Genomic DNA, 25139 nt, shown 5'->3' with positions numbered 1-25139 from the left:
TATCAATGTCGGGTTATTTGTGAAAAATTGCATTTAGAGAAAATAAAATGCAATCGTGTTTTGGCCGCGAAACCGCGCGTCGCTGCACTTCTCAGCCGCGCAATGCAGCCGAGATCGCGCCGAGGCCCGCTTCGAGTTCGGCGGCCGTCGGCCAGCCGTAACCGAGGCGGAAATAATTGTCCGGCATCTCGAACCAGTGGCCAGGGCCGACGTAGGCGCCGTGTACGTCGAGCAGGCGCCGGTAGAACGCGTCGGTGCCGCCTGCGGGTGCGGCGCGCATACGCGGAAAGCAGACCACGCCGCCGGCCGGAGGTACCCATTCGAGCAGTTCCTCGCCGGCGATCCAGCCGGCGACGAGTTGTCGGCGGCGACGCATTTCCGCGAGCACGGGTTCGAGGATCGCGGTGCGGTTCTCCATGATCTGTTCGCCGACCCACTCGTCGATGACGCTGCCGCAGATGCTGATCTGCTCCTTCGCGGCGAGGAAGATTTCCTGCAGTTTCTTGTCGGTCGTGGCGATCCAGCCGAGGCGGATGCCCGGCACGCCGTAGGCCTTCGACAGCGAGGCCACGCCGATGACGTTCGCGCCGAGCGAAGCGGCCGGCGGCAGCGCGCCGTCGAGCGACAGGTCGCGGTAAGTCTCATCGACGAGCAGGTAAGCACCATTGCGCTGTGCCAGTTCGGCCAGCGCGCGCAGTTCCGTCTCGCTGCACATGACCCCGGCCGGGTTGTGCGGGCAGGTTACGCTGAGGATCTTTGTTGCCGGAGTGAAGGCGGCCGCGACCTTGTCGAGGTCGATGTGGAAGCCGTCGTCGAAATTCAGTTCGACGTAGGTCGTCGCACAGCCGATCGCGCGCGGCGTCTCGATATTGGTCGCGTAGTTGGGGCGCACGACGACGAGATGGTCGTGGGTGCCGAGCAGCGCGGTGGCGATGATGAACAGCGCGCCGGCCGCACCCGTGGTGATCAGCACGTCGTCCTGCGCAAGGCCGCAGCCTTGCGCCGCGATCAGCGCGCGCAGGCGTTCGCGGCCGCGATGTTCGCCGTAGAGTAAGGTCAGATCGGGGACGGCCAAGCCGAGGTCGGACAGCTTGCGGTCGGCGACCGAACTTTCCGAGAGGTTGTAGCGGATACGCGCATAGCCGTATTCCTCGGGCGACTCGACTTCGATGGGCATCCGGACGTAGCGCACGCAAACTCTCCTCTGGCCGATCTGGCGGCGGGACCGTATGCCCATCCCTGGCAGGCCTTGGCCGCCGATGCGTCGTGCGCAGACTCCCAGCACACGACAAATAATTGCATTATTATTGACAATAATACAATCTAGACGAATTGGGAACAGGCACAGCGATCGGGTCCGTTCGATCCGCCGCGCGCGGTCCGCAGGGAGGCCATCCTCGCGCAATCGAAAGTCGTGGAGAAGTCGAGATGAAGCTACGCACGCTGATTCGTTTCGCCGCCGCGGCGGCCAGTCTGACTTGCGCGGCCGCGTTTGCCGCGGCGCCGGCCGAGCTGATCCTGCACAACGGCAAGGTATGGACGGTCGAGGCGAAGCAGCCCGTCGCGCAGGCGGTCGCTGTCGCCGGCGGCAAGATCGTCAAGGTCGGCAGCGACGCCGAAGTGCTCGCACTGCGCGGCGCGGATACGCGCACGATCGATCTCAAGAGCCGCCTCGTCCTGCCCGGATTCAACGATGCACATACGCATTTCGAGAACGCGACCGACTGGTACTTCCAGGTGCGCCTGATCGACGTGAACACGCCCGAGCTGATGCTGCAGCGTCTCGCCGAAGTCGTCACGCGCGTGCCGGCCGGCATCTGGATCACCGGCGGCGACTGGAGCGACTTTGCCGCGGGCACACATGCGAGGCAGGGCGGCGCCAGTGCGTTCGTCGCGTTCGAGCCCGATCTCGCCGCGGTCGACAAGCTGACGCCGAACCATCCCGTGCTGCTGCGCCGCTACGATCGGGTCTGGTTCGCCAACAGCAAAGCTCTGCAACTCGCCCGCCTCACGGCGAAGACGCCCGACCCGCGCAACGGCCGCTACGGCCGCGACGCCAAGACCGGCGCGCTCAACGGCTTGCTCTACGGCAGCGCCGGCGAGGCGATGGAAAAAATCATGCCGCCGGCGACGCGCGAACAGAAGCTGATCGGCGCGCGCGGCGTCGAGGCGCAGCTCAACGCGGTCGGTATCACCTCGATCGCCGACATCACCCGCGACGACGAAATTTCGCAGCGGCAGATCTATCCGACCTACGTCGAGCGCAGCTATTCCGACCGGCGCATTTTCGAGGAACTGAAAAAGCGCGGCCAACTCAGCCTGCGCGTCTACGCGTTCCTGCCGCTCGACAGTTGGAGCGAGCTCGCCTCGATCGGGATCACGCCGGGCTCGGGCGATGCGCTCGTGCGCTACGGCGCGCTCAAGGTGTTCGGCGACGCCGGCCTGATGTTCGAGCCGCTCAAGGACACGATGGGCCTGCCGGGCGACTGGGCCTACCGCTTCATGGGCGAGGCGGCGGTGGCGAAAAAGATCGTCGAAGCCGACCGCGCCGGTTACGACATCGGCACCCACATCATTGGCGACAAGGGCATCCACGAACTGGTCGGCTGGTATGCCGATGCGGTCAAGGCGAACGGCGAACCGCGCCGGCCGCGCGATCGCCGCGATCGCCTGATCCACGTCTGGTATCCGGCGCCGGCCGACCTCAAGCGCGCGGGTGCGATGCACCTCGTCGCCGACATCACGCCGGATCATATGATGCGCGATCCCGACACGCTCGAAGCGATTCTCGGCGCGCAGCGCGCGAAGTCCGCGTTCGCCTGGCGCACGATGATCGACGACGGTTTGCGCCTCAACATCGTTTCCGACCTGCCGGGCCCGTTCAACAAGGCCAGCCTCGCGACCTACGATCCGCTGCGCAACATCTACATGGCGGTGACGCGAAAAGAGGCGTCGCACTCGGACGCGACGAAGGTGTTCCATCCCGAGCAGGCGATCACGATCGAGGAGGCGATCGCCGCCTACACGATCAATCCGGCATGGTCCTCGCACGAGGAAGACATCAAGGGCAGCATCGCCGCGGGCAAGCTGGCCGATCTCGTCGTGCTCTCCGACGACATTCTTGCCGGGCCGCCGGAGAAGCTGCTCAAGACGAGGATCGACTACACAATCTTCGACGGCAAGGTGGTCTACACGAAACCGTAGGCTTCGCGCCGCCGGTCTTCAGCCCATCGCGAGGTATTCGTCCTTCAGCCGCACGTAGTGTTTGGCCGAGTAGTAGAGCTGCTCGATCTGCGCGTCGCTGAGCTTGCGCACGCAGCGCGCCGGGTTGCCGAGCCACAGTTCGCCTTCGCCGACGATCTTGCCCGGCGAAACGACCGCGCCCGCGCCGATCATCGCGTGCTTGTGCACGTGCGCCTTGTCGAGCACGGTCGCGTGCATGCCGATCAGGCAGGCGTCTTCGATCGTGCAGGCGTGCAGTACCGCGCCGTGGCCGACGGTGACGTCGGCGCCGACAATCAGCGGCGCGCCGCCCGGCGTGTACGGACCGTCGTGGGTGACGTGCAGCACGCAGTTGTCCTGGATATTGCTGCGCGCGCCGATGCGGATGCGGTTGACGTCGCCGCGCGCGGCAACGAACGGCCAGATCGAGGCGTCGTCGCCGAGTTCGACGTCGCCGACGACGACGGCGGCCGCATCGACGTAGACATTTTTGCCGAGGCGCGGCGACTGGCCGCGATAGGAACGCAGAGGCATGAGTTCGATTCCGCACTGGAAGAAACCGGGCGCGCATCGTAACACTGTGGCCGCTTTGCCCCCGCCGCACGGTCGCCGCCGCCGCTCCGCCATACGCATACGCATGTAAACTGTCCGCCTGGCTCCTTTGCGGATGCAAGCCGATGGACATGCCCGTCACCCAGCCCGATCTCGCCGCCACCCTCGCGCGCTTGCGCGCCGCGCAGCAGGCGCAGACGCCGAGCTACACGCAGCGCATGGACGATTTGAAGCGCCTGCGCAGCGCGTTCAAGGCGCGCTTCGATGCGCTCGCGGGCGCGATGAACGCCGACTTCGGCCGCCGCTCGAAGCACGAATGCGCGCTCGGCGACGCAGTCACCGTGATCCAGGACATCGATCATATCCGCAGCCACCTGCACGGCTGGATGCGCAGCAAGCGCGACCTCGCCGACTGGCTGTTCTGGCCCGCGCGCATCGAAGTGCGCTACCAGCCGCTCGGCGTCGTCGGCGTGATCTCGCCGTGGAATTATCCGGTCAACCTCGCCCTGCTGCCCTTATCGGCCGCGATTGCCGCAGGCAATCACGTGATGCTGAAGCCGTCCGAGCACACGCCGCGCACCTCGGAAGAATTGAAGGCGCTGCTCGACGAAGTATTCCCGGCCGACCGCGTTGCCACGGTGCTCGGCGGCCCCGATGTCGCCGCCGCGTTCTCCGCGCTGCCGTTCGATCATCTGTTCTTCACCGGCTCGACCACGGTCGGGCGCAGAGTGATGCAGGCCGCTGCGCAGAACCTGACCCCGGTGACGCTCGAACTCGGCGGCAAGTCGCCGGTGATCCTCGCGCCGGGCTATTCGATCGCGACCGCGGTCGACCGCATCGCCGCGGGCAAGCTGCTCAACGCCGGGCAGACCTGCATCGCGCCCGACTACGTGCTGATGCAGAAGGAAAGCGTCGCGCCGTTCGTCGCCGAGATGCAGCGCATCGTCGCGCAGCGTTATCCGAATCCGGCGACGAACCCGGACTACACGAGCATCGTCAACGACGGTCAGTACAAACGCCTGAGCAGCTATCTCGACGAAGCGCGTGCGGCCGGCGCCGAAGTGGTCGAACTCGGCCAGGGCGACGCGGCGAACCGCATCCTTGCGCCGACGCTCGTGGTCGATCCGCCGAAGAACCTGGCGCTGATGCAGGACGAAATCTTCGGCCCGATTCTGCCGATCGTGCCGGTCGAGTCGGTCGATGCCGCGATCGACTTCATCAACTCGCGGCCGCGGCCGCTCGCGCTCTATCATTTCGACAACGACTCAGCACGCACCCAACGCGTGCTCGAACGCACGACCTCGGGCGGCGTTGCGGTCAACGAAACCCTGCTGCAGATTCTGCAGAACGAACTGCCGTTTGGCGGCGTCGGTCCGTCCGGCATGGGCCACTACCACGGCCGCGAGGGCTTCCTCACCTTCAGCAAGCAGAAGCCCGTGCTCTATCAGGCACGCTTTAGCAGCATGAAGCTGCTGCGCCCGCCGTATGGTGGTCTGGCGGACTTCGTGCTCAAGTTCCTCACGCGCTGAAGGCACGCGGTCTTGTGCGAGCGGGGCGCGCGCAACGCCTGCGATGGAAAAAGAATTCTCGTTTGGCGAACTGCTGCATAGCTTTGATTTCGGTAAAGCTCTGATTCCGGCGGTTCTCAACAGCCGAAAGGCTGGCCACGCAGGAGTCCCGCTTTTATGCGGGCTGGGCGAAGAGCTGGATCCCAGCTTGCGCTGGGATGACGAGTAGATTGGAGCTTCTTTAGAAACCCGTGAGTATGCTCTAGGGCAAGTCGTACAGCGATTTCGAATCTAGCGCGGCCGCGGCTTCGCGCGTGCGGTCGGCACGGCAGTCCACGGGTCGTCGGGCCACGGGTGTTTGGGATAGCGGCCCTTCAGTTCCTTCTTCACTTCCGGGTACGTGCGTTCCCAGAATCCCTTGAGATCCTGGGTGACCTGGATCGGCCGCTGCGCCGGCGAGAGCAGATGTAGCGTCACGCCGATGCGGCCTTTGCCGATGCGCGGCGTGTCGGCGAGGCCGAACAATTCCTGCAGCTTGACCGCGAGAACGGGCGGTTTGCCCGCTTCGTAGTGCAGCGCGCGTTCGTTGCCGCTCGGCACGCGCAGCGCTTCGGGCGCGTGCTCGTCGAGCGCGCGGCGCTGGGTATAGTCGAACCTGGCCGCGAGCGCGTCGCCGAGCTGCGCCGCACCGAGCGAGTCGAGCTTGCTCTTGCCGGCAAGCGCGGGCGCGAGCCAGTCCTCGAGCGTGGCGATCAGAGCCGTGTCGGACAGATCAGGAAGTTCGAGTTCGGGGCAGGCTTCGCGCAGGAAGGCGGCACGCGCGCGCAGGGCACGCGCATGGTCGCTCCACGGGAGCGCGTCGAGACCGAGCTCACGCACCGCGGCGAGCAAGGCGGGCAGCGCGTCTTCCGCCTTGGCCGGCACGCTGCGGCGTTCGAGCACGAGTTCGGCGAAGCGATATTCCTCGAATGCCTCGACGCCACGTGTCTCGCGATTCCAGCGCACGGTCCGTTTGCGTTCGAGGCGGTCGGCGAAATCGCGTTCGAGCAGATCCGCATCGAACGGTGCGGCGGCGAGGACAAGACTGTCGCGCTCGTCCATGCGCAGATCGACGACGACGAGCCACGGCTCGCCGTACAACGCGGAGTTCTGGTGCAGGCTTGCGCCGCGACCGTTGCTCAGCGCGTAGCGGCGCGGATTGTTCGGGTCCTGGCGCGCGATGCGGTCGGGGAATGCGTGCGCGAGCACGTCGCCGATCGCGGTCAGGCCAGGTGCTTGCGCAGGTGCGGCGTCGCGCACGCCGAAGCGCCGCCGCCATGCGTCGGCGGCCTGTGCGATCGTCGCGAGCAGGCCGCGATCGGCGCCCGATTCGCGCGCGCCGCGCCCGCCCGCGCCGCGAAACGCGACGAGCGCGGCATGGCGCAGGCGGAAATCGTCGTTGCGCGCCCCGTCGCCGCGCAGCGGATTGCGCGCCTCGATCAGGGCGAGCGCGTCGCAAGCCAATGCGCGTTGCGCGGGCGCGGCACGCAACACGGCGGTGGCGAGGCGCGGAGAAGCGCCGCCCGCAAGCATTGCGCGGCCCAGCTCGGTCAGGCCGGCGTCCGCGTTCGGCGAGGTCGCCGCGCCGAGCAGGTGCAGCAGCCCGCGCGCGCTGGCGAGCGCGCCCGGCGGCGGCGCGTCGAGCCAGCGCAGATCGCTCGCGCCCCAGGCGCCGAGTTCGAGGGCGAGGCCGGACAATTCGACCTGCGCGATTTCGGCGCGGCGTGACGGTTCCAGGCGCCGGCTCTGCGGCCAGAGCCGGTAGGCGACGCCTGCGGCGACGCGGCCCGCGCGGCCCGCGCGCTGATCGGCCGAAGCCTGGGAGATGTTGACGGTTTCGAGCCGGGTAAAGCCGGAGTTCGGATCGTAGTACGGCTCGCGCGCCAGCCCCGTGTCGATCACCGCGCGGATGCCCGGCAGGGTGACGCTCGACTCGGCGACGTTGGTCGCCAGCACGATGCGCCGTGTGCCCGCGTGTGCCGGCGCAAGCGCGGCGTGCTGATCGGCAAGCGAGAGTTCGCCGTGCAGCGGCACCAGGGCGATCTCGCTGCCGTTCGCCGCGTCCAGGGTGGCGAGGGTCTGCTGGGCGCGGTCGATCTCGCGCCGTCCCGGCAGGAAGACGAGCAGGTCGCCTTCGGTCTCGGCCAGCGCCTGCTCGACGGCGCGGCGCAGATGGAACGGCCAGTCCTCGTTCTGCTTCGCCGGCGGATAGCCGACACGCACCGGAAAGCTGCGACCCGCGCTGGTCAGGCGCGGCGCGTCGAACCAGCGCGCGATGCGCTCGCCGTCGAGCGTCGCCGACATGATGGCGAGGCGCAGATCGGGGCGCAGCGAGTTCTGGATTTCGAGGGCGAGCGCCGCGCCGAAATCGCCGTTGAGATGGCGCTCGTGGAATTCGTCGAACAGGATCGCACCGACCTCGCCGAGTTCGGGATCGCTCTGGATCATCCGCGTCAGAATGCCTTCGGTGACCACCTCGACGCGCGTGCGCGCCGACACCTTCGCCTCGAAGCGGATGCGATAGCCGACGGTGTCGCCGACACTCTCGCCGAGCTGCGCGGCCATGAATTCCGCCGCCGCACGCGCGGCGATCCGGCGCGGTTCGAGCATGACAATCTTGCGCCCCTGCAGCCACGGCGCCGACAACAGCGCGAGCGGCACCTGGGTAGTCTTGCCCGCGCCGGGCGGCGCTTCGAGCACCAGGCGCGAACCGGCTTCGAGCCGAGCAAGTAGCTCAGGCAAGATTTCGGCGATCGGGAATTTCGTATTGTGCATAGCAAATTCTAAACGCGGATCGACGCATTCATAGAGGCATGACGTCGGCGCTTTGCGCAAAAGCGATCAAAGCAGTGCGCGAGAGCCTCGGCTTTTGCTTCTGCTTCTGCTCTGCTCCTGCTACGTCTTTTGATTCTCGGGTCCCCGTCAGCCGCGGCGAGGGCATGACGGATTCGCCCTTCAGGGTCGCGCGCAGGATGCGCGCGAGTTCGCGAATGGACAGGGATGTCCATCGAGCGAACCCCGGCATGACCTCGCGTACCGCCGTAGGCGGCGCGGCTCCCGGGGCGGCGTTTCTTTGGTTACTTTCTTGTCGCTGTAGACAAGAAAGTGACCCGCTCGCCCGTAGGGCGAGTGGAAGCCTTTGCTTTTAAACCAGCACAAACCAAAGCAAAGTCGCTGGATCCCCGCCAAGAGCACGCGGGGATGACGAGCAGAGGCAGGAGCTGGATTCCTGCTTTCGCAGGAATGACGAGCGAAAGAAGCAAAGCCGGGCGCGAAGAATCGCGCCCCTACGGAGACAACAAATGAGCCAAGCGCAACCGCGCTATCTCATGGACCTGTTCAAGACAAACCGCGAATTCCCGCGCGACATCGTCGCCGCCCGCGCGACGGCGCAACTCCGCGAGAATGCCCGACTTGGTGTGGTGTCGCACCGCGATAATGAACGGAAAGCCGAACTTGTCGCGGTAGCGCAGGTTGAGTTCGGTCAGCTCGGCTTTTTCCGCCTCGCTCAAATTGATCAGGCCGGCGCCTTTCTGTTCTTCGCTCGAATGTGCGGTCAGCGTGCCGCTGGCCGCTTCCTTGCCGGCCAGTTCGGGATGTGCACGCAGCAGGTCGAGCTGGCGCGCGTGCGGCGCGCCAGCAACGGCGGAGCGCAGTGCGCCGAGCAGCGCATCCACGTCGGCAAATGGCGCCTGTGCATGGGCATTGGCCGCGATCCACGGCGAATGTTCGTAGATGCCGGCGAGCGTCCGGGTGAATTCGGCTGCGGAAAGCCGATTGAGTGCGTCCAGGTCCATTGCGGCGTATTTTGGCGCTTGCGGAGATTCGAGCATTTTGTTGGCGCTGCGGTTTTTCTACAATCGGATTCGACTGGAAAAGGAAAAGACGACATGGCTTCATCCAATGCGACGGGCGCACCGATCCTGGCCGCGGCGGCCGATCTGCCCGACTGGGCGCGGCGCGCGGTCAATCTGGCCGATCCGCGCATCGGCGCCGCGGCGGTCCATGCGAGCGACGAGTTCTTCGCACCGCTCGCGCGCATGCTCGATCCGGCACCCGCGGTGTTCGTGCCGGGCAAGTACGACGCCAACGGCAAGTGGATGGACGGCTGGGAAACGCGGCGCAAGCGCGTGAGCGGGCACGACTGGGCCGTGGTCAAAATTCGCCGCGGGCGCATCGTCGGTTTCGATGTCGACACGAGCCATTTCACCGGCAACTACGCGCCGGCGATCGCAATCGAAGGCACGCTGTCGGCGAGCGATCGGTTCGAGGATCTGCAGCAGGCGACGTGGACGCCCGTGCTCGCCGCGACATCGCTCAAGGGCAATAGTCATCACTTGCTCGAAGCGATCGGCGGCGGTGCGTATTCGCATCTGCGCGTGCATATTTATCCCGACGGCGGCGTCGCACGTCTGCGTGTCTACGGCGCCATCGACGGCGCGTTCGCCGCGGCCGATGCGAATGCGTTGCACGATCTCGCCGCGCTCGAAAACGGCGGCCGCGCCGTGGCGTGGAACGACGCGCATTTCGGCGCGGCAGCGAATCTGCTGCTACCAGGCCGCGGCGTCGACATGGGTGACGGCTGGGAGACGCGGCGGCGGCGCGAGCCCGGCAACGACTGGTGCCTAATCGCGCTCGCCGCGCCGGGTGCCATCGAACGCATCGACGTCGATACCGCGCACTTCAAAGGCAACTATCCCGATGGCTGTTCGATCCAGGCCGCACGCATCGACGGCGGCACCGAGCAGTCACTGATCACGCAGAGCATGTTCTGGCCGGTGATGCTGCCCGAGCAGAAGCTGTCGATGGACGCCGAGCACCGCTACGAAAAGGAAATCGCCGCGCTCGGGCCGATCACTCATATCCGCTTCAACATCTTCCCCGACGGCGGCGTGTCGCGCCTGCGCCTGTGGGGGCGGCCGGCGCAGTGAGCACGCGCTTCGCCCGCATCGAACCGCTGACGCGCGCCGCCTTCGCCGCGTTCGGCGACGTGATCGAGGCGAGCGATGCCGCGCGCCATTTCCCAATCAACGGCGGCACGACCGAGCGATATCACGATCTGGTCAAGATCGATCTCGATGAAGAAGGCCGTGCGATCGTCAGCATCTTCCGTGCGCAGCCGCGTAGCCTCCCGTTCACGCTGACGATGCTCGAACGTCACCCGCGCGGCAGTCAGGCATTTATGCCGCTGAACGGGCGGCCATACCTCGTCGCCGTGGCGGCGCGCGCGGAAACGTTCGAGGCCGACGACGTGCGCGTGTTCCTTGCGCGCGGCGATCAGGGCGTCAACTACGCGGCGGGCGTCTGGCACCATCCTTTGCTCGCGCTCGGCGAAGTCAGCGACTTCCTCGTTGTCGATCGGGCCGGGCCGGGCGCGAACTGCGACGAGCGTTTTCTGCGCGAAGCGCTGACGATTCCGCCGCTGGCTTAACCACGTCCCGCGCGGTCGCTCGAAGGCCGCGCAGTGGAATTTGCCGGCCGCAGCCGCGATACTTTCCGGCCCTGTTTGATTTTTCGGGTCCGAGCGCACGATGTCCTCGCCTTCCGCCGCCGTAGACCGCGCCGCGCTTCGCGCCCGCCTGCACAAAGGTGCGGAGGTGCTCGGGCTCGGCCTGACCGCGGCGCAGAGCAACAGCCTGCTCGATTATCTCGACCTGCTCGTGCGCTGGAACGCGGTCTACAACCTGACCGCGGTGCGCGACCCGATGGAGATGGTCACGCGCCATCTGCTCGACTCGCTCGCGATCGCACCTCTGGTGCGCGGCGCGAGTCTGATCGACCTCGGCACCGGCCCGGGCCTGCCGGGCATCCCGCTGGCGATTCTCGCGCCGGAGCGCAGCGTCACCCTGGTCGACAGCAACGGCAAGAAGACGCGCTTCCTGCGCGAGGCCGTGCGCGTGCTCGGCCTCGCCAACGCGCGCGTCGAGCAGGCGCGCACCGAGGAATTGTCGGGCCAGTACGATTGCCTGGTCGCGCGCGCCTTCGCCGCGCTCGGCGATATTTTGAAACTCGGCGGGCAGTTGCTCGCAGCGGGCGGCGTCTGCATCGCGATGAAAGGCGTGATCGACCGGGACGAAACGGCTGGCCTGCCGCCGGGCTTCCGCATCGAGGAAATCGTGCCGCTGAGCGTGCCGGGCTTGGGCGCGGCGCGGCATGCCGTCATAATTCGCCGCAGCGAGGGCGAAATCTCGGCAAAAGTCGAGGCAGGAGCAAAAGCCTGAAACACGGAGAGCACAAAGAACTCGTAGAAAAGAAAGCGGGCTTGTCTTTGCTCGCTCTGTACTCTTTGTGGCCCAGTCTCAAAATCTTCCTAGCTTTTCAGTTTTCGAATAGAGCGCCATGACGCGGATCATCGCGGTAGTGAACCAGAAGGGCGGCGTGGGCAAGACCACGACCGCGGTCAACCTCGCGGCGGCGCTGGCCGAGGCGAAGCGCCGCGTGCTGCTCGTGGATCTCGATCCGCAGGGCAATGCGACGATGGCCTCGGGCATCGACAAGCGCACGGCCAAGCCGACCGGCTGCGAGGTGCTGCTCGACGAGGCGCCGATCGAAACGGCGATCCTGCCGACGCCGGCGGGCTTCGACCTGCTGCCCGGCAGCCGCGATCTGACCGCGGCCGAGATCAAGCTGATGGACATGCTCGCGCGCGAGTCCCGGCTGAAGGAGCAATTGGCCAAGCTCGGCGACCATTACCACACGATCCTGGTCGACTGCCCGCCGTCGCTGCACCTGCTGACGGTCAATGCGCTGACTGCGGCGGATGGCGTGCTGATCCCGGTGCAATGCGAATATTTCGCCCTCGAAGGCCTGACCAGCCTGCTCGACACGGTCAAGGCGGTGCGCGCGCGGCTCAATCCGCACCTCGAAATCGACGGCCTGCTGCGCACCATGTATGACGTGCGCAACAACCTCGGCAACGACGTTTCCGCGCAGCTCGCCAAGCATTTCGGCGACAAGCTGCTGCGCTCGGTCATTCCGCGCAATATCCGCCTCGCCGAAGCGCCGAGCCACGGCCAGCCGATCAACCTGTACGACCGCGAGTCGCGCGGCGCGATCGCGTATTTCGGCCTCGCCGGCGAGTTGCTGCGGCGCGACCGCGCCGCGGCGGCCGGTTCCGTACCGGTACAGCCGGCGGCGGCAGCGGCGCCCGTTGCGCCGGCCGTCACCCATTCCGAACCGCCTGAAGAAGACGCCGCCGAGGCCGCGCCGGCCGCGGAAATGCCGCCGCCGTCCATCGCTTCGCTGCTCGTGCGCTAAACTGACGCGCCTCAAATCCGGATTGACGAAACATGGCAGCTGCAAAGCGGCGCGGCTTGGGCTCGCGCGATCTCGACGTACTGTTGGGCGGTGGCGATGCCGCCGACGAAGCGGCTGCGTCCGGCGACGATCTGCGCATGCTGCCGGTCGATCGCCTCGCGCCGGGCAAGTACCAGCCGCGGCGCGTGTTCGATGAGGAAAAGCTCGCCGAGCTTGCCGCCTCGATCAAGGCGCAGGGCCTGATCCAGCCGATCGTCGTGCGCCCGGCAGGCGTGGGTCGCTACGAGATCATCGCCGGCGAGCGCCGCTGGCGCGCTTCGCAGCTCGCCGGCATGACCGAGATTCCGGCCGTCGTGCGCGAAGTCGCCGACCCGGCGGTCGCGGCGATGACCTTGATCGAGAACATTCAGCGCGAGGATCTTTCTCCGCTCGAAGAAGCGCACGCGCTGCGCCGCTTGATCGACGAATTCGGGCATACGCACGAAAAGGTCGCCGAGGCGATCGGCCGCTCGCGCTCCGCGGTGTCGAACCTGTTGCGCCTGCTCGACCTGCCCGAAGAGATTCGCCGCCTGCTCAAGGAAGGCCAGATCGAAACCGGTCACGCCAAGGCGCTGCTCACCCTCGATCCGGCGCTCGCGCTCGGCCTCGCTCGGCAGACCGCCGCGCACGGCTGGTCGGTGCGCGAGCTCGAAGCCGCGGCGCGCAAGGCGCAGACAGCGCCGCAGGGTAAGGCGAAGAAGACCGCCGCGCGCGACGCGGACATCGTCTCGCTCGAACGCGAGCTGTCCGAGCGGCTCGCCGCGCGCGTCGCGATCCAGCACGGCAGCGGCGGTCGCGGCAAGCTCGTGATCGGCTACCACAGCCTCGACGAGCTCGAGGGCATCCTGGAAAAAATCCGCCGATGAGCGCGCCGCGCCAAAATCCCAACTCTTCGTTGAAAGTTCGTTAGCATTCGCCCGGTCATGTCTCCCGTGAGCAGCAAGCAGCGACAGTTCGACGCGCTCGTACGCGGATATTCGGGCGATTTGTTTCGTTACGCGTACTGGCTTTGCGGCGAGGAAGCGCTTGCGCAGGATCTGGTGCAGGAGTCGTTCCTGCGCGCGTGGCGGTCGCTCGATTCGCTGCGCGAAACGGGCGCGGCGAAAGCCTGGCTGATCACGATCCTGCGCCGCGAGCATGCGCGCCTGTACGAGCGCAAGACGCCGCAGCTCGTCGACGTGGACGATGTCGAGGTCGCCGACGATCGCGAGGCGCTGACGCCGGAAGGCGCGGGCGAGGACGCGCTGATCCGCGCGGCGATGCTGAAGCTCGACGTGAAATATCGCGAGCCGCTGCTGATGCAGGTGCTTGGCGGATTCTCCTGCGAGGAGATCGCGCGCGAATTGAACATTTCCAGTGCGGCGGTGATGACCCAGTTGTTCCGCGCGCGACAGAAGTTGAAGGCGATACTCGGCGGCGAGCCGATTGAGGCACAGGTTTATGAATTGCGTTGAGTTCCGGCGACAACTGGCGATCGATCCGCACGCGTCCGCGGCGGACTTCGTGCAGCATCGCGCGGAGTGTCCGCGCTGCGCCGAGGCGCATGCGCGGGCGCTCACGTTCGAGAATGGCTTGGCGCGCGCGCTCAACGTCGCCGTGCCGGCGCAGCTCGCCGAGGCGATCCTGTTCGCGCAGACCACCGCCGAGCGGCGCCGGCGCACGGGCCTGCGCCGCATCTCGATGTTCGCCGTGGCCGCGGCGCTGGTCCTCGCGATCGGCGTGGTCGGCATGCGCGCGGAGGCCAAGCCCTTGTCGCTGCAGGCGGTCGAGCATCTGCGCAAGGAAGAGGACGTGCTCGTGCTGACCAAGCCGATCGCCGCGGACGAGGTCAGCGAGGTGTTCGCCAAGCGCGGCGTGGTGTTGAAGCAGGTGCCCGACGACATCAGTTTCGTCGCCCCGTGCCCGGTCGGCGAGCATCGTTCGGTGCACGTCGTCATGCCGACCGCGGACGGTCCGGTCACGGTGATCTATGTCGCCGACCAGAAGCTCGCCGCGGCCGAGGATTTCGAGCGCGACGGTCTGCGCGGGCGCAGCATGCCGGTCGGCAACGGCACCCTGATCCTGCTGGCGAAGAGCAGCGCCGAGTTCGCGCGCATCGGCAATCTCTGGCGCGCGGCGATCGCGGGCTGACGCCGGCGGGCGACAAGCGCCGGTGCGGCAGGCGATAATCCGCAGCCAACGTACCCTGGACCGTAGCGATGCCCGACTTATCCGTCGTCGTGCCCGTGCACAACGAGCGCGACAATATCGTCCCGCTGCTCAGCGAAATCGCCGCCGCGCTGCGCGGCAAGAGTGATTTCGAGATCGTCTACGTCGACGACCTGAGCCGCGACGACACGCTGGCCGTGCTGACCGCGGCGAAAGCGCAGTTTCCCGAACTGCGCGTGCTGCGGCATGTCGCGCAGAGCGGACAGAGCACGGCACTGCGCACCGGCATCAAGGCCGCGCGCGGCACGTGGATCGCGACGCTCGACGGCGATGGCCAGAACGATCCCGCCGACATTCCCAAGCTGCTGGCGATGCGCGACGAATCGCCGGCCGCGATCAAGCTCTACGCGGGCTGGCGCGTCAACCGCCAGGATTCGGGCAGCAAACGCTGGGCTTCGCGCTGGGCCAACCGCATCCGCTCGAACCTGCTCAAGGACGAAACACCCGACACCGGCTGCGGCATCAAGCTGTTCGAGCGTTCGGTGTTCCTCGATCTGCCGTATTTCGACCATATGCACCGCTATCTGCCCGCACTCGTGCAGCGCGCCGGCTGGCAGGTGAAAAGCGTGCCGGTGAACCACCGCGCGCGCGGCGCCGGCGTGTCGAAGTACAACAATCTCAACCGCGCCCTGGTCGGCATCTCCGACCTGCGCGGCGTGGCCTGGCTGATCCGCCGCTCCAAGCGCACGGCGGTCGAAGAGCTCTAAGCGCCGATCTAGGCGCGCGGAGGGTCTCCGCCGCACGGCCGTCGTTGTACCGCGTTCCCTTGCCCGGGGCGGCAGGCTATGGAAGAATCGGCCGAAAGTGGCGCTGTTCCGCGGCTGGTATCGGTTTCTTCGCGGAGCGCCGGGATATTGGAGCAGAACGCGTGATCGATCCGGATGGCTACCGTCCGAATGTAGGAATCATCCTGTTGCGCGACGACGGCAGGGTGTTCTGGGCGCGCCGTGCGTTCAGGGACGGCTGGCAGTTTCCGCAGGGCGGCATGCGCAGCGACGAGACGCCGATCGAGGCGATGTACCGCGAGCTGCACGAGGAAACCGGCCTGCGTCCGCATCACGTGCAGGTGCTCGGCGCGACGCCGGGCTGGCTGCGCTACCGCCTGCCGTCGCGCATGGTCCGGCGCAACCAGAAGCCGATGTGCATCGGCCAGAAGCAGGTCTGGTTCCTGTTGCGTTTCGTCGCCGAAGAATCCGCGCTGCGTCTCGACGTCACCGACGAGCCCGAGTTCGATCAGTGGCGTTGGGTCGATTTCTGGTATCCGGCCGCGCATGTCGTCTCGTTCAAGCGCGATGTCTATCAGCGCGCGCTGCGCCATCTCGCCCCGCTCGCGACGACCTTCAGCCATGACGCGTTGGACGAAGCGCTCGCGGTGGCCGGGCAGATGACCGAGTCCGCCTTCGCCGCGGCCGAGTCGATGGCCGAGAATGCGCGCGTGATGGCGGAAACGATGGCGGATCTCGCCGATAGGCTCGCCGACGCGGCGCTGGCGAAGACCGGCTAAGAATCCGACACACTCTGGCGCATCTTCGCGCTCACGAATGCCGTTGGCTTTGCCGGCGGACGATGCATTTATCGCCGCCGATTCGCCTGCGTCGCGCGCACGCCGTCGCACATCGACATACCGCCGCCCTCGTTTAGCCACATGCCGAACGCAGGCTGCGCTCTCCGTGCAGCTTCGCGACCGATTCGTGCGTTCGACATTGTTCTCTCTCGTCCTGGTTTTGCTTGCTGCCTCCATCGCCGGGTGCCGGGCTGCGGCTGCCGCCGGACCTCCTTCGGTCGATGGGCTGAGCCATGTGCCGACCGCCGTCAACGATCTGCAGCGGGCATCGGAGGACTTTGCCCGGCTCGGCTTTGTCCTCAAGCCGGGAAGGCCGCACGCCAATGGCATTCGCAACAACCACATCAAATTTCGCGACGGAACCGAACTCGAACTGATTGCCGCGTCGCGCAGCGTCGACTCGATCACCGCGTCATACCTGCGCTTTCTGTCGCGCGGAGACGGTCCCGCCTTTCTGTCTCTGTATGTGCGCGACCTGGCGAGACTGGCGCAGTCGATGGATACCTGGGGCGTCGCCAGCGAGCGTGGCGAAGGCTTCGTTTCTTTTCCTGACGACGCGCCGGCCGCGGAAATTTTCTTCGGCGGCCTCAATCACTCTCCGACCGATCTGCCGCAACACTTCGCGCATGCCAACGGGGCCGATGGTCTACTGGCGGTGTGGCTTGCCGGCAAGGATCTTTCGGCCGAGCGGCAACTCCTGCAGCGGCTCGGCGGCGTGCAGGGCGTCCGCTCGATCGACAAGCCGATAAAGGCGCGAGCGACGACGTTTCGTTTCGGCGCGGGCGAGGTGCGCCTGTTACCGGCCGCGTACGAAGCCGCACCGGGACATCCGATCGTTGGCGTCACGCTTCGCGTCTGCGATCTCGCCAAGACCAAAGATGTGCTTCGGGCCGGCGGTCTTTCCGCTCTGGTCGAAGGTGAGTCAGTGGAAGGTAAGAGTGTCTATGCCGCGCCGGCATTCGCGCACGGAATGTGGATCGAATTTCTGCAGCCGAAAGACTCTCGGCGATCTTGCGCGAATTAGTTGCAGGCATTCGCTCGCCATTCGCTGCCGACTCAACAACGTACGCCGCGTGGCATTTGCGAGCGCATCGATAGCGCGCACCGCGAGGGAAATCAGCGCAAGGCGCGGATGCGCGTGAACAGAACCGAGTCTGGCACGAGTTTGCCTTCGACGCCGGCGAGAATATCTCCGGCCAATTTCGTCGCTTCGTCCTTGCGATCGTGGGCATGCAGCCACTCCGCGCGCGGGAGTTTGGCCAGGACGATACGCGGATCGGCCGGCTCGTAGACCTTGGTGGCGAGTGCTTCGGTGTCCTGCATATTGGCCAGCGCGGCCGCGTCGCCGTCGCGCTGCAGGCGCACGAGTGCCTGCGCTTGCGTCAGTTGCCAGGACGGCGCGGGTTTGAGTGAGGCGCGGTGCGGGGTGACTTCGTCGAGCACACTTCGTGCTTGTTCGGCATGCCCGCACGAGGCGAGCCAGAGTGCATGTTCGACCTTCGTCGCGTTCAGATCGGCATCGTCGGGCTTGTGGCGTGTGGCATAAATCGACTCGGCCGCGCTCAAGGCGTCGGCGGATTCGGCTGCGCAGCCGGGCATGCTATGGATGTAGGCTTGCGTGCGCATGCCGCGCGCCTGCAGATAGTCCGGAATTCCGAGCCGTCGCGCATCCGCAACGGCTTCGTCGATCACTTTCTTGCCGCGCACGAAGTCGCCGGCCATCGCCGCGTTCTTGGCAAAGTTGTAGCGCCACACCAGCAGAGAATCGTCTTCCTTGGGCACCTTGCGTGCGGCGATGGCGAAGATCTCGTCGTAGAGAGGCAGCGCTTCGCGCGAGCGCCCGGATTCGTAGAGCATGGTCGCGTACTGGTCGAGGGACCACGCACCGCGCCGGCCGTCCATGCGGCCCTCGCGGCGGTGGAGTGCCTGCGCGCGTAGGAATATCGGTTCGGCTTCGCGGAAGCGGCGTGCGAGTGTGAGGGTGTTGGCGAGGGACTCCAGGGTTCCCGCATAGTCTTCGTGACGGTCGCCGTCGATGCGCTCGCGCAGTTCGGCGGACTCCTTGAGCAGGGCGATGCCGTGCTCGTAGTTGCCGCGATTGCGTTCGAGCCAGCCGTATTCGCCGAGGCTGGCCGACAAGTCCAAGCTGTCGGGATCGAGTTTGCGCATCAGCGAAAGATTTTGCTCGAACAACTTTGCGGCTTCGTCGTGTTCGGCGACTCCGAGCACATGGGCTGCGGCGAGGGACAGTTTGATCCGGGCTGGCGAATCGGGCGCGGCGTTTTGTTCGAGCAGACGCAGGGCTTCGTGCACGTAGTCGAACAAAGCGATGCGTTCCGTGTAGCGGAAGGACATGTCCGCGTCGTCGATCAACATTTGCGCGAGCACGAGCGGCCGCTTCTGCGTGCGCTCCAGCGCGATGGCCGAGTCGTACAGCGTTCGTGCGCGTTCGTGCTGCCCAATCACGAAGAGCACCTTGGCCAGCGCGGCCGACATCAGCGCGCGCGTCGCCGGCTGATTTGCCAGATCGCGTTCGAGGCGTGACAGCGCCTGATCGAGCAGGGCGGCGATCGAGACATTCCCGCTGCCGGCGTCCGGGTTGGCGCCTTCGAATACCGAGGTCAGAAAGAGACTGGTTTCGTGCGCGGCGGTTTCGGAGGCGCGCGCTTCCACTTCGGCCTGCCGCGCGCGGTCGCGTTCGGTCAGCGCGACTTGCTCCGCGGCCTGCGCGCGGCGGCTTTCGGCGATCACGCGCCAGGTGAACAGCGCCGACAGCAGCACGATGCCGGTCGCGATCGACGTCGCCACCCAATGGCGCCGCATGAAGCGCGAGAACCGATACGTCGTCGTTGCGGGCAGGGCGCGCACCGGGCGATGCGCGCGCAGGCGTGCGAGATCGTCGCAGAGCGCATCGACCGAAGGGTAGCGTGCTGCGGGATCTTCGCGCGTCGCCATCGAGAGGATGGCGGCGAGTTCTGCTTCGGCCTCGACGTGCGCGGCCTTGAGCATGTCGCGTAACACCACGCCGAGGCTGTAGACATCGCTGGCGACGCCGAGGCGCTCGCCGCGGCGCTGCTCGGGGCTGGCATAGCCCGGCGTGTAGCCGGACGAAGCGCGGTCGGATGCCGCGTCGGCATCGGCGGCATAGCGATCGGCGAGCTGCGCGATGCCGAAGTCGAGCAGGATCGGCTGGCCCTGTGCGTTGACGAGGATGTTCGACGGCTTGAGATCGCAATGCACGATCAGTTGCCGGTGCGCATGGCTCACCGCCGAACAGGCGGCGACGAACAAGTCGAGGATTGCATTCAAGCCGAGCTGGTTTGCGCGGCAATAGGCGTCGATGGGCTGGCCGGAGATGAATTCCATGACCAGGAACGGCTGCCCGAGCGCGCTGGCACTGCCGTCGAGCAGGCGCGAGATGTTGGGGTGATTGAGATTGGCCAGCAACTGCCGCTCGCGTACGAAGTTTGCGACGGCGACTTCGCCGGCCAAGCCCTTGATGAATTTCAGCGCAGCGGTCTGCTCGTAGCTGCCGTCGCTGCGTTCGACGCGATAGACCCGGCCCATGCCGCCGTGGCCGATTTCTTCGACGATGCGCCACGCACCAAAGACGTCGCCGACGGCGGGCGGTGGTGCGGTGGCGTCCTCCAATGCGAGGTCGCGCGCGGTGGTCAGTGCGCCGGTGCGATCGCGGTCGTCGGCCGCGCAAAGAGCGAGCACCTCGCTCGCGAGTTCGGCATCGGCGCCGTGCCGCCGCAGCGTCTCGGCGCGCGAGGAAGGTTCGATGTCGACTACAGCGTCGTAGAGGCTGCGCAGAAGCGCATAACGGTCAGCCTCCATCGTTCATGGCCTTCAGCAACCATGCGCGCGCGAAACGCAGGTCGCGTTTCACCGTCGGCACAGAAATACCGAGCACGGCGGCGATCTCTTCTTGCTGCAGGCCGCCAAAATAAGCCAGGTGCATGACCTGGCCGCAGCGCGGATCGAGCATTTCGAGCCGCTCGAGCGCCTGTTCCAGCGCAAGCAGATCGACCGCCAGGCCGCCCTCGTCGCCGGCGTCGACGCGCGACAGGCTGATCTGCAGGTCGCCGCCGCCGCGCTTGTCGGCGGCACGCGCGCGGGCGTGATCGACCAGGATCGAGCGCATCGCCAACGACATCGTGGCGAAGAAATGCGCGCGATTGGCGAAGTCCATCGGCGACTGCATGATCCCGAGCGCGGACTCGTGCACCAGTTCGGTCGGCGACAGCGTGGCCGAGCCGTTCTGATTGCCGACACGACGCACAGCGATGCGCTTCAGGGCCGGATACGCCTGTTCGATCAAGGCAGAAAAGACCTGCCCGTCGCCGTCGCGCCATTCGCGCAGCAGGCGGGTCAGATCGGAATTCGCGGCGATGTGGCTGGGTTCTTCTGCGTTCATCGAATCCTCGGCCGGGAGTCTAGCAATGGGTTTTTCGACTGTCGCGACGGCCTACGCCGAATTGCGCGGAGGTCGACGGTGATCCTGCAAAATCGGAAATATGCAGGTCCCGCGGTGGCGGACTGGGGCTGGCTGCAAGCGTGGGATACCGCGACATTGTGAACTCTCGGATGGCAGGGAATGAAAGTATTTGACAATCATTCTCATTTGCAATTGAATATAGCTGTCACACCACCATGTACACGTCCATGTACGTCTGTATCTGCAACGCCGTCACCGAGAAGATGATCCATCAGGCCGCCGCCGAGGGCGTGCGCAGCCTGAGCGAACTTACGCGCCGCACGGGCTGCTCGGGCGATTGCGGCAGTTGCGCGGATCTCGCCGAGGAAGTGCTGCGCGCTGCACACTCGCGCAGGCAGGTACGATTCAATCTGCCTTTGGTCGCGCAGGCGGCGTAACGGCGCAAACGCTTCTCGCCGCCGGTGCTTTTTGCGCTCGGCGAACCACTGCAAATGCTCCCGATTCGCGTTTCGTCACGCGTCGCGCGCGCACGCTATAGTCGCGCCCGTCACGAACGATCGGGAGCTGCAAACATGAAAGGCGACAAGCAAGTCATCGGCCATCTCAACAAGGTGCTGTTCAACGAGTTGACCGCGATCAACCAGTATTTCCTGCATGCGCGCATGTACCGCAACTGGGGCTACAAGGAGCTCGCCGAGCACGAGTACAAGGAATCGATCGACGAGATGAAGCATGCGGACAAGCTGATCGAGCGCATTCTGTTCCTCGAAGGCCTGCCGAACCTGCAGACGCTCGGCAAGCTGTTGATCGGCGAGTCGCCGATCGAAGCGATCAAGTGCGATCTGAAGCTCGAGATGATCGCGCATCCCGACCTCAAGGCGGCGATCGCGCACTGCGAAAAGATCGGCGATTACGTCAGCCGCGAGTTGTTCGAGGAGATTCTCGAATCCGAGGAAGAGCACATCGACTGGCTCGAAACCCAGCTCGGCCTGGTCAAGCAGCTCAGCGAGACCGGTTATCTGCAGCAGAAGCTCGGCGGCAGCTGAGTTTCATATCGGGGACCCGCGTAGCCGGGTCCCCGCGGGCAAGCCGTCGCTCAGAACGGCTTGACCACGACGAGCAGCACGATTGCGATCAGGAACAGCGCTGGCACTTCGTTGAAAATACGCAGCCAGCGCGAAGAGCGGGTATTGCGCCCCTGCGCGAACTGCTTCACCAGGTACGCGATGTAGGCGTGGTAGGCGATGAGCCCGAGCACGAGGGTCAGCTTGGCGTGTAGCCAGCCTTGCTGCAGATAGCCGGGCACGAGGATCAGGGTCCAGATACCGAAGGTCAGCGCCAGCGCGCCGCCGATATGCGTGATCCCGAGCAGGCGGCGCTGCATGATCTGCAACTGCGCTTGCACGGCGGTGTTGTCCGACTCGACGTGGTAGATGAACAGCCGTGGCAGATAGAACAGCCCGGCGAACCAAGTCACGACGAAGACGATATGCAGAGCCTTGATCCAGAGCATGGCGCAATGTCGGCGAATGAGAACGTCCGCGCAGTATAGCCGCGGCGAATGGATGGACGCCGGCGTTTTTGGTTAAGCTCTGCCGGTCCGCTGCTGATCGTACGCATGGCCCACGTCCCGCCACCTCCCGCCCTGGTCATCCGCCCGCACGAGGAACGCTCGCGCTGGCGCGAATGGGCGACGATCGGACTGTTCTGGTTCGCCTCGATTCTCGTCGCCGTCGCGGTCACCTGGGTGCTGCGCGAAAACGTTCCGGCGGACGGCACGGGGCAGCTCAAGCGTGCGCTCGATCAGAACACGGCCTTGCAACAGCGCGTCGCCGTGCTCGAACGCGCGCAACAGGTGGCGAGTGCAGCGAATGCCGACCTGCAGCGGCAGATTGGCGAGCGCCAGGAAGAACTCGCCGGCTTGCGCACCGATCTCGCTTTCTACAGCAGCCTGACACGCGCGGACGCCAAGCGCGAAGGTCTCAGCGTGCAAGCGCTCAGGCTCACCGCCGCGCACGACAATCCGCGCCTGTTCAACTTCGCTGTTACCCTGACCCAGAATCTCAAGCCGGGCCAGGTCGCGAGCGGGCAGGTCAGGCTCAGCGTCAGCGGCATGCGTGCCGACAAGCTCGCGACGGTCGACTGGACCGATCTCGCCGGGAATGCCGACGCCAAAGGAATGGGATTTGCCTTCAAGTATTTTCAACAAATAAAAGGTACTCTCTTGCTGCCGGAAGGCTTTGTGCCGAACGGTATTCGCGTGGAGGCCGATGCCGGATCCGAATTCGGCAAGAGTTCGCGCGATTTCGCATGGGCGGAAGTATTGGCCACGTCGGGAGGGACGAATGCTGGGGAATCGAAGTAAGACCAATCCGGTCGCGACGCCGGCCGAGACGACCTCGCTGATCGCGGGCGGCACGCAGATTCGCGGCGACGTCACGTTCAACGGCCGCCTGCATGTCGACGGCAGCGTCGAAGGCGCCTTGCTCGGTGAAGGCGACAATGCGGTGCTGACCTTGTCGAACAGCGCGCGCATCAAGGGCGAGATCACCGCGCCGCACGTGGTCATCAATGGTGAGGTCAACGGCGACGTCACCGCGACGCAGCGGCTCGAACTCGCTGCGGGCGCACGCGTCGAAGGCAACGTCTACTACAAGGTCATGGAAATGTCCGCCGGCGCGCAGATCAACGGCAAGATCGTGCATCGCGCCGAGCCGCCGCGGCAGCTCGCCGCGCCGGGCGGTGCAGGCGAAGGCGCCGACGAATTCGCCCTGTCGGGCGCCGCGTCGACATGATTCGCCCTTGAAATCGTGCGCAAAGGCACGATGTCAGCCCCCATGGACGCCACGCCAAGTTATCAGACCGCCCTCGATCAGCCGCTGATCTTCACCGACGCGGCCGCGCACAAAGTGCGCGAGCTGATCGCCGAGGAGAACAATCCCGACCTCAAGCTGCGCGTCTACATTTCGGGCGGCGGCTGCTCGGGATTCCAGTACGGTTTCACTTTCGACGAAGCCCGTGCCGAGGACGATCTCGCGCTGGAGAAGGAAGGCGTGACACTCGTCGTCGATCCGCTGAGCCTGCAGTATCTGATGGGCGCCGAGATCGACTACAGCGAAAGCCTGCAGGGCGCGCAGTTCGTGATCCGCAATCCGAACGCGAAGACGACCTGCGGCTGCGGTTCCTCTTTCAGCGTCTGACATCGATTCGAATCTAAGAAGGGCGCGTTGGAAATGAGCGCCTTTCGATTCTTGCAGTCATGCAGGGGCGCTAAAATAGCGGCATGAGCTCACTCTCGCGCAGCCGCAACAACACCTTTTCCTCCCTAGAAATCGAACGCGACGCGGATTGGCGCAGCGACACGGCGGTGATCAACCGGCGTCTGCACGGCGACGCGGTGCGCTTCCTTCTGTTGCGCAGCGACGGCCGCGCCCTGATCGGTACCGACGGACATAGCCTGCGCGGCTTGCAGCACGACGACTTCGTGCGCTTCGGCGGCACGGAAAACGCCGTTTCCTATCTTGGGCAGGCGCGGGACCAAGATTGGTTCGTCTGGCGCGCGGAAGACGCGGTTTGCGCCGATATCGCCGCGCAAGCGGGCGGCGAGTTCCTCGATCTGCGCGCGGTCGGCATGTTACTGCAGGCGTTCGACGCGGGCCTGTTCGCCTATGCGCGCGCGCTGGCGCATTGGCAGGAACGCACGCGCTATTGCAGCGTCTGCGCTTCGCCGCTGCGGCTGGAAAGCGCCGGGCATCGCGCCAAATGTACGAACCCGCACTGCGGCAGCGAGCATTTCCCGCGCACCGATCCGGCGATGATCGTGGTCGTTTCCTGCGGCGACGCCTGCCTGCTCGGCCGCCAGGCGAGTTGGCCGAAAGGCCGCTATTCGGCGCTCGCGGGTTTCATCGAGCCGGGCGAGACGCTCGAAGCCGCCGTGCAGCGCGAGGTCCACGAAGAGGCCGGCGTGCGCGTGGTCGACTGCGATTATCACTCCTCGCAACCGTGGCCGTTTCCCGCATCGATCATGCTCGGCTTTCTCGCGCGCGCGGACGATCCGACGATCAAGCTCGGGCCCGAACTCGAAGACGCGCGCTGGTTCACCGCGCAACAAATCATCGATGGTCTCGCTTCGGGCGAGTTGCTGATGCCGTCGCCGCTGTCGGTGTCCTATCGGCTGGTCGAGCACTGGCTGCGCGAAGCGGCCGGCGTCGAACTCGACACACTGACTCTCGATGACCCGATGCGCAAGCCGAGATCGCGTTGAACGCGAGCGCATGCCGTTCATGCGCGCGTTGTTAGACTGCGCAAC

At 65.9% G+C, this 25139-nt stretch carries 26 protein-coding genes; 19 read left to right on the top strand and 7 right to left on the bottom strand.

Going from position 1 to position 25139, the window contains the following annotated elements:
• Positions 1-91 precede the first annotated feature (91 nt).
• Positions 92-1192, bottom strand: a complete 1101-nt coding sequence (locus FFS30_RS04860; RefSeq protein ID WP_171014418.1) for an aminotransferase class I/II-fold pyridoxal phosphate-dependent enzyme — start codon at positions 1190-1192, stop codon at positions 92-94.
• Positions 1193-1428: 236 nt separating this feature from the next.
• Between FFS30_RS04860 and FFS30_RS04855 the strand changes: the two genes are divergently transcribed.
• Positions 1429-3204, top strand: a complete 1776-nt coding sequence (locus tag FFS30_RS04855) for an amidohydrolase (RefSeq protein ID WP_137911958.1) — start codon at positions 1429-1431, stop codon at positions 3202-3204.
• Between the two features lie 18 nt (positions 3205-3222).
• On the opposite strand, the gene FFS30_RS04850 is transcribed toward FFS30_RS04855, so the two are convergent.
• Complete coding sequence (locus FFS30_RS04850; RefSeq protein ID WP_137911957.1) at positions 3223-3756, bottom strand: gamma carbonic anhydrase family protein; 534 nt, start codon at positions 3754-3756, stop codon at positions 3223-3225.
• Positions 3757-3899: 143 nt separating this feature from the next.
• Between FFS30_RS04850 and FFS30_RS04845 the strand changes: the two genes are divergently transcribed.
• Both FFS30_RS04845 and FFS30_RS23750 read left to right on the top strand, forming a co-directional pair.
• Positions 3900-5303, top strand: a complete 1404-nt coding sequence (locus tag FFS30_RS04845; protein WP_137911956.1) for a coniferyl aldehyde dehydrogenase — start codon at positions 3900-3902, stop codon at positions 5301-5303.
• 43 nt (positions 5304-5346) lie between these two features.
• Positions 5347-5511, top strand: a complete 165-nt coding sequence (locus FFS30_RS23750; protein ID WP_171014417.1) for a hypothetical protein — start codon at positions 5347-5349, stop codon at positions 5509-5511.
• A gap of 62 nt (positions 5512-5573) precedes the next feature.
• Here FFS30_RS23750 and hrpB read toward each other — a convergent pair whose 3' ends face one another.
• Entirely contained in the window at positions 5574-8096 is a 2523-nt protein-coding gene (hrpB, locus tag FFS30_RS04840; RefSeq protein ID WP_137911955.1) for an ATP-dependent helicase HrpB, read from the bottom strand.
• Between the two features lie 512 nt (positions 8097-8608).
• A complete protein-coding gene (uraD, locus tag FFS30_RS04835) occupies positions 8609-9118 on the bottom strand; it encodes a 2-oxo-4-hydroxy-4-carboxy-5-ureidoimidazoline decarboxylase (protein ID WP_137911954.1) in 510 nt (169 codons plus the stop codon).
• Positions 9119-9211: 93 nt separating this feature from the next.
• Between uraD and alc the strand changes: the two genes are divergently transcribed.
• The 10 genes from alc to FFS30_RS04785 all read left to right on the top strand — a co-directional run bounded on the left by alc (position 9212) and on the right by FFS30_RS04785 (position 17413).
• On the top strand, positions 9212-10252 hold the full coding sequence (gene alc / locus FFS30_RS04830) for an allantoicase (RefSeq protein WP_137911953.1): 1041 nt from the start codon (positions 9212-9214) through the stop codon (positions 10250-10252).
• A complete protein-coding gene (locus FFS30_RS04825) occupies positions 10249-10752 on the top strand; it encodes an ureidoglycolate lyase (protein ID WP_249352177.1) in 504 nt (167 codons plus the stop codon). Before alc ends, FFS30_RS04825 begins: the two co-directional genes overlap by 4 nt.
• A 100-nt stretch (positions 10753-10852) precedes the next feature.
• A complete protein-coding gene (gene rsmG, locus FFS30_RS04820; protein WP_137911951.1) occupies positions 10853-11542 on the top strand; it encodes a 16S rRNA (guanine(527)-N(7))-methyltransferase RsmG in 690 nt (229 codons plus the stop codon).
• 118 nt (positions 11543-11660) lie between these two features.
• Complete coding sequence (locus FFS30_RS04815) at positions 11661-12578, top strand: AAA family ATPase (protein ID WP_137911950.1); 918 nt, start codon at positions 11661-11663, stop codon at positions 12576-12578.
• Positions 12579-12610: 32 nt separating this feature from the next.
• Positions 12611-13483, top strand: a complete 873-nt coding sequence (locus tag FFS30_RS04810) for a ParB/RepB/Spo0J family partition protein (RefSeq protein WP_137911949.1) — start codon at positions 12611-12613, stop codon at positions 13481-13483.
• A 57-nt stretch (positions 13484-13540) separates the two neighbouring features.
• Complete coding sequence (locus tag FFS30_RS04805; protein ID WP_137911948.1) at positions 13541-14071, top strand: sigma-70 family RNA polymerase sigma factor; 531 nt, start codon at positions 13541-13543, stop codon at positions 14069-14071.
• Positions 14058-14747, top strand: coding sequence for a DUF3379 family protein (locus tag FFS30_RS04800; protein WP_137911947.1), 690 nt, complete (start codon positions 14058-14060; stop codon positions 14745-14747). The genes FFS30_RS04805 and FFS30_RS04800 overlap by 14 nt, the downstream gene beginning before the upstream one ends.
• A 68-nt stretch (positions 14748-14815) precedes the next feature.
• Positions 14816-15532 carry a glycosyltransferase family 2 protein gene (locus FFS30_RS04795; RefSeq protein WP_137911946.1) on the top strand — a complete coding sequence of 239 codons (717 nt, stop codon included), beginning with the start codon at positions 14816-14818 and terminating at the stop codon, positions 15530-15532.
• 161 nt (positions 15533-15693) lie between these two features.
• Positions 15694-16329 (top strand): RNA pyrophosphohydrolase, encoded by a 636-nt coding sequence (locus FFS30_RS04790; RefSeq protein ID WP_137911945.1) that lies wholly within the window; start codon positions 15694-15696, stop codon positions 16327-16329.
• 166 nt (positions 16330-16495) lie between these two features.
• Positions 16496-17413, top strand: coding sequence for a VOC family protein (locus tag FFS30_RS04785; RefSeq protein ID WP_171014416.1), 918 nt, complete (start codon positions 16496-16498; stop codon positions 17411-17413).
• Positions 17414-17505: 92 nt separating this feature from the next.
• Here FFS30_RS04785 and FFS30_RS04780 read toward each other — a convergent pair whose 3' ends face one another.
• Together FFS30_RS04780 and FFS30_RS04775 are read right to left on the bottom strand one after the other, a co-directional pair.
• A complete protein-coding gene (locus FFS30_RS04780) occupies positions 17506-20229 on the bottom strand; it encodes a serine/threonine-protein kinase (RefSeq protein WP_137911943.1) in 2724 nt (907 codons plus the stop codon).
• Positions 20219-20809, bottom strand: a complete 591-nt coding sequence (locus FFS30_RS04775; RefSeq protein WP_137911942.1) for an ECF-type sigma factor — start codon at positions 20807-20809, stop codon at positions 20219-20221. Before FFS30_RS04775 ends, FFS30_RS04780 begins: the two co-directional genes overlap by 11 nt.
• Before the next feature lie 248 nt (positions 20810-21057).
• On the opposite strand from FFS30_RS04775, the gene FFS30_RS04770 reads away from it, so the two are divergent.
• Entirely contained in the window at positions 21058-21267 is a 210-nt protein-coding gene (locus tag FFS30_RS04770) for a (2Fe-2S)-binding protein (protein WP_137912581.1), read from the top strand.
• Positions 21268-21402: 135 nt separating this feature from the next.
• Positions 21403-21876, top strand: a complete 474-nt coding sequence (gene bfr, locus FFS30_RS04765) for a bacterioferritin (protein ID WP_137911941.1) — start codon at positions 21403-21405, stop codon at positions 21874-21876.
• Between the two features lie 50 nt (positions 21877-21926).
• Here bfr and FFS30_RS04760 read toward each other — a convergent pair whose 3' ends face one another.
• Positions 21927-22343 (bottom strand): CopD family protein, encoded by a 417-nt coding sequence (locus FFS30_RS04760; RefSeq protein ID WP_137911940.1) that lies wholly within the window; start codon positions 22341-22343, stop codon positions 21927-21929.
• A gap of 105 nt (positions 22344-22448) precedes the next feature.
• Between FFS30_RS04760 and FFS30_RS04755 the strand changes: the two genes are divergently transcribed.
• From FFS30_RS04755 to nudC, 4 genes are all read left to right on the top strand, one after another.
• Positions 22449-23195 (top strand): DUF6776 family protein, encoded by a 747-nt coding sequence (locus FFS30_RS04755; protein ID WP_137911939.1) that lies wholly within the window; start codon positions 22449-22451, stop codon positions 23193-23195.
• The gene (locus FFS30_RS04750) at positions 23176-23625 is read left to right on the top strand and encodes a polymer-forming cytoskeletal protein (protein ID WP_137911938.1); all 450 of its coding nucleotides are present in this window, start codon (positions 23176-23178) and stop codon (positions 23623-23625) included. The genes FFS30_RS04755 and FFS30_RS04750 overlap by 20 nt, the downstream gene beginning before the upstream one ends.
• A gap of 30 nt (positions 23626-23655) precedes the next feature.
• On the top strand, positions 23656-24030 hold the full coding sequence (erpA, locus tag FFS30_RS04745; RefSeq protein ID WP_249352171.1) for an iron-sulfur cluster insertion protein ErpA: 375 nt from the start codon (positions 23656-23658) through the stop codon (positions 24028-24030).
• A gap of 83 nt (positions 24031-24113) precedes the next feature.
• Positions 24114-25094 (top strand): NAD(+) diphosphatase, encoded by a 981-nt coding sequence (nudC, locus tag FFS30_RS04740; RefSeq protein WP_137911937.1) that lies wholly within the window; start codon positions 24114-24116, stop codon positions 25092-25094.
• Positions 25095-25139 lie beyond the last annotated feature (45 nt).

This window comes from Rudaea sp. 3F27F6, assembly GCF_005503555.1.
Taxonomy (GTDB): Bacteria; Pseudomonadota; Gammaproteobacteria; order Xanthomonadales; family Rhodanobacteraceae; genus Rudaea.
Note: the sequence above shows the minus strand (reverse complement) of the source record. Positions and strands in the feature narration are given on the sequence as shown.

Excerpts from the sequence above, each read along its gene's own strand:
- FFS30_RS04775 (WP_137911942.1), bottom strand. The coding sequence starts at position 20,809 with ATGAACGCAGAAGAACCCAGCCACATCGCCGCGAATTCCGATCTGACC.
- rsmG (WP_137911951.1), top strand. The coding sequence starts at position 10,853 with ATGTCCTCGCCTTCCGCCGCCGTAGACCGCGCCGCGCTTCGCGCCCGC.
- FFS30_RS04780 (WP_137911943.1), bottom strand. The coding sequence starts at position 20,229 with ATGGAGGCTGACCGTTATGCGCTTCTGCGCAGCCTCTACGACGCTGTA.
- hrpB (WP_137911955.1), bottom strand. The coding sequence starts at position 8,096 with ATGCACAATACGAAATTCCCGATCGCCGAAATCTTGCCTGAGCTACTT.
- FFS30_RS04750 (WP_137911938.1), top strand. The coding sequence starts at position 23,176 with ATGCTGGGGAATCGAAGTAAGACCAATCCGGTCGCGACGCCGGCCGAG.
- uraD (WP_137911954.1), bottom strand. The coding sequence starts at position 9,118 with ATGGACCTGGACGCACTCAATCGGCTTTCCGCAGCCGAATTCACCCGG.
- erpA (WP_249352171.1), top strand. The coding sequence starts at position 23,656 with ATGTCAGCCCCCATGGACGCCACGCCAAGTTATCAGACCGCCCTCGAT.
- FFS30_RS04850 (WP_137911957.1), bottom strand. The coding sequence starts at position 3,756 with ATGCCTCTGCGTTCCTATCGCGGCCAGTCGCCGCGCCTCGGCAAAAAT.
- alc (WP_137911953.1), top strand. The coding sequence starts at position 9,212 with ATGGCTTCATCCAATGCGACGGGCGCACCGATCCTGGCCGCGGCGGCC.
- FFS30_RS04755 (WP_137911939.1), top strand. The coding sequence starts at position 22,449 with ATGGCCCACGTCCCGCCACCTCCCGCCCTGGTCATCCGCCCGCACGAG.
- FFS30_RS23750 (WP_171014417.1), top strand. The coding sequence starts at position 5,347 with ATGGAAAAAGAATTCTCGTTTGGCGAACTGCTGCATAGCTTTGATTTC.
- FFS30_RS04845 (WP_137911956.1), top strand. The coding sequence starts at position 3,900 with ATGGACATGCCCGTCACCCAGCCCGATCTCGCCGCCACCCTCGCGCGC.
- FFS30_RS04805 (WP_137911948.1), top strand. The coding sequence starts at position 13,541 with ATGTCTCCCGTGAGCAGCAAGCAGCGACAGTTCGACGCGCTCGTACGC.
- FFS30_RS04810 (WP_137911949.1), top strand. The coding sequence starts at position 12,611 with ATGGCAGCTGCAAAGCGGCGCGGCTTGGGCTCGCGCGATCTCGACGTA.
- FFS30_RS04760 (WP_137911940.1), bottom strand. The coding sequence starts at position 22,343 with ATGCTCTGGATCAAGGCTCTGCATATCGTCTTCGTCGTGACTTGGTTC.
- FFS30_RS04770 (WP_137912581.1), top strand. The coding sequence starts at position 21,058 with ATGTACGTCTGTATCTGCAACGCCGTCACCGAGAAGATGATCCATCAG.
- FFS30_RS04855 (WP_137911958.1), top strand. The coding sequence starts at position 1,429 with ATGAAGCTACGCACGCTGATTCGTTTCGCCGCCGCGGCGGCCAGTCTG.
- FFS30_RS04800 (WP_137911947.1), top strand. The coding sequence starts at position 14,058 with ATGAATTGCGTTGAGTTCCGGCGACAACTGGCGATCGATCCGCACGCG.
- FFS30_RS04795 (WP_137911946.1), top strand. The coding sequence starts at position 14,816 with ATGCCCGACTTATCCGTCGTCGTGCCCGTGCACAACGAGCGCGACAAT.
- bfr (WP_137911941.1), top strand. The coding sequence starts at position 21,403 with ATGAAAGGCGACAAGCAAGTCATCGGCCATCTCAACAAGGTGCTGTTC.
- FFS30_RS04815 (WP_137911950.1), top strand. The coding sequence starts at position 11,661 with ATGACGCGGATCATCGCGGTAGTGAACCAGAAGGGCGGCGTGGGCAAG.
- nudC (WP_137911937.1), top strand. The coding sequence starts at position 24,114 with ATGAGCTCACTCTCGCGCAGCCGCAACAACACCTTTTCCTCCCTAGAA.